7 protein-coding genes are annotated in these 6,984 nt (G+C 61.4%); 2 read left to right on the top strand and 5 right to left on the bottom strand.

Annotation, left to right across the window (positions count from 1 at the left end):
• Positions 1-231: 231 nt before the first annotated feature.
• From ACYP2A_RS08340 to ACYP2A_RS08325, 4 genes are all read right to left on the bottom strand, one after another.
• Positions 232-1,248: a transketolase family protein gene (locus ACYP2A_RS08340; RefSeq protein ID WP_459744330.1), complete on the bottom strand. Its 1,017-nt coding sequence runs from the start codon at positions 1,246-1,248 to the stop codon at positions 232-234.
• Positions 1,245-2,093, bottom strand: a complete 849-nt coding sequence (locus ACYP2A_RS08335) for a transketolase (protein ID WP_459744329.1) — start codon at positions 2,091-2,093, stop codon at positions 1,245-1,247. The genes ACYP2A_RS08340 and ACYP2A_RS08335 overlap by 4 nt, the downstream gene beginning before the upstream one ends.
• Before the next feature lie 18 nt (positions 2,094-2,111).
• On the bottom strand, positions 2,112-3,410 hold the full coding sequence (locus ACYP2A_RS08330; RefSeq protein ID WP_459744327.1) for an MFS transporter: 1,299 nt from the start codon (positions 3,408-3,410) through the stop codon (positions 2,112-2,114).
• A gap of 96 nt (positions 3,411-3,506) precedes the next feature.
• Positions 3,507-4,256 (bottom strand): SDR family NAD(P)-dependent oxidoreductase, encoded by a 750-nt coding sequence (locus ACYP2A_RS08325; RefSeq protein WP_459744325.1) that lies wholly within the window; start codon positions 4,254-4,256, stop codon positions 3,507-3,509.
• Between the two features lie 158 nt (positions 4,257-4,414).
• Here ACYP2A_RS08325 and ACYP2A_RS08320 point away from each other — a divergent pair, with 158 nt between their 5' ends.
• Positions 4,415-5,332, top strand: a complete 918-nt coding sequence (locus ACYP2A_RS08320) for a LysR substrate-binding domain-containing protein (protein ID WP_459744324.1) — start codon at positions 4,415-4,417, stop codon at positions 5,330-5,332.
• Here the strand turns inward: ACYP2A_RS08320 and ACYP2A_RS08315 are convergent.
• Positions 5,322-6,056 (bottom strand): phosphatase PAP2 family protein, encoded by a 735-nt coding sequence (locus ACYP2A_RS08315; RefSeq protein ID WP_459744323.1) that lies wholly within the window; start codon positions 6,054-6,056, stop codon positions 5,322-5,324. The genes ACYP2A_RS08320 and ACYP2A_RS08315 overlap by 11 nt on opposite strands.
• A 241-nt stretch (positions 6,057-6,297) precedes the next feature.
• Between ACYP2A_RS08315 and ACYP2A_RS08310 the strand changes: the two genes are divergently transcribed.
• The gene (locus ACYP2A_RS08310; protein WP_459744322.1) at positions 6,298-6,972 is read left to right on the top strand and encodes a response regulator transcription factor; all 675 of its coding nucleotides are present in this window, start codon (positions 6,298-6,300) and stop codon (positions 6,970-6,972) included.
• Positions 6,973-6,984 lie beyond the last annotated feature (12 nt).

The raw sequence follows: 6,984 nt of genomic DNA, 5'->3' as shown, positions 1-6,984 counted from the left end.
CAGGTGCGCGCCTTGCTAAGCAAGGCGCGCAAGCTGGGGATAGAGGTTGTATTGGTGGCTTGAATTGATATTGCAGTGAGGCAGTAGTGATGAATTTTTAATTCAATAAAATCAATAACTTATTTTATGTCTGATGAGAGTGAGACGGATGGCCATCCGCATCATTCCTACGTACTCCGTGCCAGACGAAGTTTCGACGAAAATCGTCTTAACTGATCGGCATCAGGGTTGTTACAACCAGGCCTTGATCTGCCGGCTCACCGCTTCGGTCGAAATCCCGTAGCGATCATGCAGGGTCGGCAGCGCACCGGCATCCAGAAACGCGTCGGGCAAGGCGATCTGGCGGAAGGTCGGGGTCACGCCGTTACGCAGCAACACGCTGGCCACCGCCTCCCCAAGGCCGCCGATGATCGAGTGGTTCTCTGCCGTGACGACAAGACGCCCCGGCTTGCGTGCTTCGGCGAGGAGGGTCTGTTCGTCCAGCGGCTTGATGGTCGGCACGTGCAGCACCGCCACATCCACGCCATCGGCACGCAAGGCCTCGGCGGCCTCAAGCGCACGCATGGTCATCAGGCCGGTGGAGATCACCAGTACGTCGTTACCGGGACGAATCACCTGGGCCTTGCCGATCTGGAATGTATAGTCGTAACGGTCCAGCACCAGCGGCACGTTGCCGCGCAGCAGACGCATGTACACCGGGCCCTGGTGGGCGGCGATGGCCGGCACGGCCTGTTCAATTTCCAGTGCATCGCACGGGTCGACGATCATCAGGTTGGGCATGGCGCGAAAGATCGCCAGGTCGTCGGTGGCCTGGTGGCTGGGGCCGTAGCCGGTGGTCAGGCCCGGCAGGCCGCAGACGATCTTGACGTTGAGGTTCTCTTCGGCAATCGCCATACAGATAAAGTCATAGGCACGGCGTGAAGCAAACACCGCGTAGGTGGTCGCGAACGGCACGAAACCTTCGCGGGCCATGCCGGCGGCGGTGCTCATCAGCAACTGCTCGGCCATGCCCATCTGGTAAAAACGCTCCGGGAAGGCCTTGGCAAAGATGTGCAGGTCGGTGTACTTGGACAAATCCGCCGACAGGCCGACGATCTCCGGGCGTTGCTCGGCCAGTGCGGTCAGCGCGTGGCCGAACGGTGCCGAACGGGTCGCCTGTCCTTCGGAGGCTATCGAGGCGATCATCGCCGAGGTGGTCAGGCGTTTTTTGCCGGGCTCAGTGGCGGCGGTGGTTTTGACAATGCTCATACGGTTCTCCCAGCCTCAAGATTCTGCAATGCGATATCCCATTCGTGCTCATCGACGCGAATGAAGTGGGTCTTTTCGCGGCTTTCCAGAAACGGCACGCCACGGCCCATGCGCGTGTCGCAAATGATCACCCGCGGTTGCGCGCCGGCGTGTTCGCGGGCGGCGTCGAAGGCCTTGACCAATGCATCGAGGTCGTTGCCGTCGACCCGCTGGGTAAACCAGCCAAAGGCCTGCCAGCGGTCGACGATCGGCTCGAAGGCCAGCACTTCGCTGGAGTGGCCGTCGGCTTGCTGGTTGTTCACATCGACGATGGCGATCAGGTTGTCGAGCTTCCAGTGCGAAGCGGACATTACCGCTTCCCAGGTCGAGCCTTCGTTCAATTCGCCGTCGGACAGCAGGTTGTAGACGAACGACTCGCTGGCCTTGCGCTTCAGGCCCAGGCAGGCACCGACCGCAATGCCCAGGCCTTGCCCCAGCGACCCGCCGGTGATTTCCATGCCCGGCGTATAGGCGGCCATGCCCGACATCGGCAGGCGGCTGTCGTCGGCGCCGTAGGTTTCGAGCTCATCCAGCGGGATGATTTGTGCTTCGATCAAGGCCGCGTACAACGCAATGGCGTAGTGACCGATGGACAGGTAGAAACGGTCGCGGCCTTCCCATTCTGGATCCTGCGGGCGCAGCTTCATGGCATGGAAGTACGCCACCGCCAGCAGGTCGGCAGCGCCCAGCGCCTGGCCGACATAGCCCTGACCTTGCACCTGGCCCATCAGCAAGGCATGACGGCGAATGTTGTGGGCGCGTTCGCCCAGGCTTACAGCGGTGTTGATTGAGATTTCAGCGCTCATTGCAATGAACTCCTTGAATTAGCGATTGACCAGGGCAGCCGGGACCCGCAGCACCAGCGTGGCGCCGAAGATCAACACCCCGGTGATCAGGTACATGCCGATGGCACTGGAGCCGGTCTGGGTGGTGATCCAGCCGATCAGGTAGGGCGAGCAGAATCCCGCCAGGTTGGCAAAGCTGTTGACGGCGGCGATACCGGCAGCGGCCGAGACACCGCCAAGCAAGGTGGTCGGCAGCATCCAGAACAGCGAGGACGCCGAGAGAATGCCGGCTGCGGCCAGGCACAGGCTCATGATCGACAGCAGCAGGTTGCCGCCCAGCACGGCCGCCAGGCTCAGGCCCGCCGCCCCGAGGATCATCGGAATCACCAGGTGCCAGCGGCGCTCTTGATGTTTGTCGCCACTGCGCCCGGCCAGCAGCATGGCGACGATGGCGCACATGTACGGCAGGCTGGTGAGCATGCCGATTTTCAGCGGGTCGGAGACCCCGGCATTGCGCACCAGCGTCGGCAGCCAGAAGGTGATGGCGTACTGGCCCATGACCACGCAGAAGTAGATGCCCGCCAGCAGCCACAGGCGCCGGTCGCGGATGAACTCACCCACCGAGGCATGCGTCACCTTCTGACGGTTGTCGTCTTCCAGTTCTTTCTGCACCAGGGCCTTTTCTTCGGCGGTCAGCCAGGTTGCCTGATGCACGCCGTCTTTGAGATACCCCAGCACTGCCAGGCCGACCACCACGGTGGGAATCGCCTCGATGACAAACATCCACTGCCAGCCAGCCCAGCCATGCACGCCGGCAAAGGCATTCATGATCCAGCCCGACAGCGGCCCGCCAACCATGCCCGACAGTGGAATGGCGACGAACCACAGCACGGTCATCTTGGCGCGGCGATAGGACGGGAACCAGTAAGTGAGGTACAGCAGCAGGCCCGGCGCGAGCCCTGCTTCGGCAACGCCGAGCAGAAAGCGCAGCACATAGAACTGCCAGGCGGTTTCGACAAAGGCGAACAGGCCGGAAATGATCCCCCAGGTGATCATGATCCGGGCGATCCAGATCCGTGCGCCGACCCGGTGCAGGATCATGTTGCTGGGCACTTCACAGAGGAAATAGCCGATGAAGAACATGCCAGCGCCCAGGCCGTAGACGGCTTCGCTCAGGGCCAGGTCGTTCATCATCTGCAACTTGGCGAAGCCGACGTTGACCCGGTCCAGGTAGGCACACAGGTAGCACAGCATCAGGAACGGCATCAGCCGCCAGGCGGTCTTGCGGTAGGCGTTGGCACGCACGGACGCCGCCGCTTCAAGGGTCAGGGTTGTCATGAGGGTCTGCTCTATTTGTTGTTATTGACCGCCCATCGTGCACAGGCTGTGTGTCATCGCGCCTGTGCCGAGGGCTGCATCTTCATGGAGCCTGGATCAGTGAATCAGCATGCCGCCGTTGACGTCCAGCGTGACACCGGTCAGGTAGGACGACAGGTCGCAGGCCAGAAACAACGCGGCGTTGGCGACATCCTGTGCCTGGCCCAGGCGGCCCAGCGGGATACCGTCGATGATCGCGTGGCGGCGCTCGTCCTGCAGCAGGCCGCCGGTGATGTCGGTCTGGATCAACCCGGGGGCGATGGAATTGACCCGCACATTGTCCGGCCCCAGTTCGCGAGCCATGGCCTTGCCCAGGCCCAGCACGCCGGCCTTCGCCGCGCTGTAATGCGGGCCGCCGAAGATACCGCCACCACGCTGGGCCGACACCGACGACATGCACACAATGCTGCCCGATTGTTGCTCGCGCATGCTCGGGATCACGGCTTGCGACATGAGCAACGTGCCACGCAGGCTGACGTCGAGCACCTTGTCATAGTCGCTGTGACCGATGTCGAGGGTTTTCAGCGGCTGGGTGATGCCGGCGTTGTTGACCAACACATCGATGCGCCCGAAGCGTTCGAGCACAGCGCTAATGGCGGTTTGTACCTGCGCCTGATCGGCGACGTTGGCGGCCAGACCCAGATGGCCTTCGCCCAGCGCAGCGGCCGCATCGCGGGCAGCGGATTCGTCCAGATCAATAACGACGACGCGGGCGCCGTGAAGAGCGAAGAGTTCGGCGGTGGCCCGACCGATACCGCGTGCCGAGGCAGCACCGGTAATGATGGCGACTTTATCTTGCAGAAGCATGGGCGTTCTCCCGATTGTTTTTATGTGTGGACACAGCTTGTGCCCCGCCCCGGAGCTGAGCAATGACGTGCCTTTCAGCAAGTGCTGAAAAAAATTCAGCACTCAACCGCACTGATTTGCGATATTCCACACACAACAATTATTCAGGACCACAACTGATGCCAACCCCCACCGACGCTGCCTTCAACCTGCCGCCGCTCAAGGCCATTCAGGCTTTCGAGCAGACGGCACGGTTCGGCAATGTGGCGCGTGCCGCCGAGCAACTGAACCTCACCCCGTCGGCCGTCAGCCATCAACTGGCCAATCTCGAAGCCCTGATTGGCCGACAGTTGTTCCTGCGTAACGCCCGTGGCGTGAGCCTGACGCCGGTGGGCGAGCAGTATCTGGCAGAGATTTCCGGCATTTTGCACAGCTTTGCCGTGGCCACCGAGCGAGCCAGCAGCGATGTCAGCCTCGACTGCCTGCGCCTGCACGCCTCGCCCAGCTTCGGCTTTCAGTGGCTGATGCCGCGCCTCGAGAGCTTTCGCCAAAGCCATCCGGACATTCAGATCAACCTGTCGTGCTCTTACGAATCGCTGCACTTCAGCCGCGACAAGATCGATGTCGACATCCGCCACGGCCAGCCCGACTGGCCGACTCTGGAAGTGCGCAGCGTGCGCAACGAGCATCTGGCGGTCATGGCCTCGCCTGCCCTGCTGGAAAAGCGCCCGGTGCGCGAGGCCGCCGATTTGCTCGGCTACCCGCTGATCCTCTCTGAAGCCACACTGATCAACTGGCCACAGTGGTTCGCCATGCACGGCCTGTCGCGCCCCGACAGCCCGTACCCGCTGAGCTTCGATCGTTCCTACATGTCGATGGAGGCGGCGCGTCTGGGCCTGGGTTTTGCCCTGGAAAGCACCTTGCTGGCGCGCAGTTTTATCGAGCGCGGCGAGCTGGTGGTGGTCGAGGCTGAGCACTTGAGCGTGCCGATCAGCGCTCACCATCTGGTGTTCCCCAAGGCGCATGCGGGGTTTCCAAGGGTCAAGCGCTTCCTGGAATGGATGAAGCAGGAGCTGGGCGGGGATTTCAGCTACTGAGCGGCTGCAAGACTTTGGCGGTAGCCGGTTGCGGGCGATACAGCAGCCAGCGGTAACAGCCCAGGCAGATCAACCAGTCCAGCAACAATGTCCAGACGTTATGCGACAAAAAGTGCGCGCCTTGCAGCATACGCCCCAGGGAAAACACCGCCCCCAACGCCAGGGCAAAGCCCAGCGCCAGGCGTGCAGCACGCGGGTAACGGTCACGCAGGGCAAAAAACAATGCCAGCAGCGAAAACCCGGTAGAGGCATGGCCACCCGGCCAGCACAGGCCGGGCTTGAGGGTCGGCGCACGCTCGCTGAGCAGCGGCGTGTGGGTCTCGATGCCGCCAAATTCGGTCAGGCTCCAAGGACATTGCACATGGGTCAGGGCCTTGAGCGGCGTGATAATCGCGGTCGACAACGCCATCGCCAGCACCACATAGCCCAGCGGCCGACGCCAGACACGCAGCGCCGCAACCTTCCAGCTCAATGCAAAGCCCAGCGCCACCAGCAGGACCAACGCAATCACCGCCTGCTTGGCGCGGTCATGCAGGATGTTTTCCAGCCAGTAACTGTGTGCGCCGATGAACCCCTGGCCCGGCACATAGAACTGCCGGGTGATGGCATAATCCAGTGCAGTCGGGTCGAACATCAACAAGAGCAGCATCAGCGCAAGCGGAATACCCACTGCCAGGCGAAAATCAAAAGGACGTGAAGCTGCAACCGGTAATGCCTCGACCATGAACGATGCTCCTTAGTACAGAAATTCACGCGAATGCTACGGACGACAGGCTGAAGCACAGGTGAACGAAACGTGAGAAAAATGTCCTGGCCGTTCGCCCGTACGACTGCTTCAACGCCGCAAATGACACTTTTCTCACATTTCATTGACGCCGTTCAGACGCTTGTTCGACTAGAGTTCATCATGACCGGCGCTTTATGCCGGCAGTACCAATTGCCGTCTGGCCAGCACAAGATCAACAATGAAAATATTAGTGATTGAAGACAACCGCGATATTCATGACAACCTGGTGGAGTTCTTTCAACTTAAAGGGCATGACGTCACCGGCGCACTGGACGGCCTGAGTGGCCTGCATCTGGCCGCCACTCTACCCTTCGACGCCATTGTGCTCGACATCATGTTGCCCGGCATCGACGGCAACAAGATCTGTCATGGCCTGCGTCAGCATTCACGGTCCGAAGTCGCGATTCTGATGCTCAGTGCCCGCGACACGCTGGAAGACCGCCTGGTGGGTTTCTCGGCCGGTGCCGACGACTACGTCACCAAGCCGTTTGCAATGACCGAAGTGCTTGCCCGGCTCGAAGCCATCGTGGCGCGGCGCTTTGGCAACCGTAATAACCGGGTATTGATGGTCGCCGACCTGAAAATGGACCTCGACACCCTTGAGGTGTCTCGCGCCGGCCTGCCGATCAAGCTCAATCCTTCGCATCTGAAACTGCTCGAGCTGCTGATGCGCCGCAGCCCGCACCTGGTCAAACGCAAGGAACTCGAAGAAGCGCTGTGGGGCAATGACATGCCCAAAAGCGCCAGCCTGCGCAGCAACATTCATATTTTAAGGCGCGCACTGGACAGCACTGCCGACAGCGAGCTGCTGCACACCGTACACGGGTTGGGCTACAAGCTGGGCGCCGCTTAGGTGTCACCTGAA

It is taken from the genome of Pseudomonas sp. 3A(2025) (genome assembly GCF_054589175.1).
The sequence above is the reverse complement of the archived record's forward strand: the minus strand, read 5'-3'. Positions and strand labels throughout refer to the sequence as shown.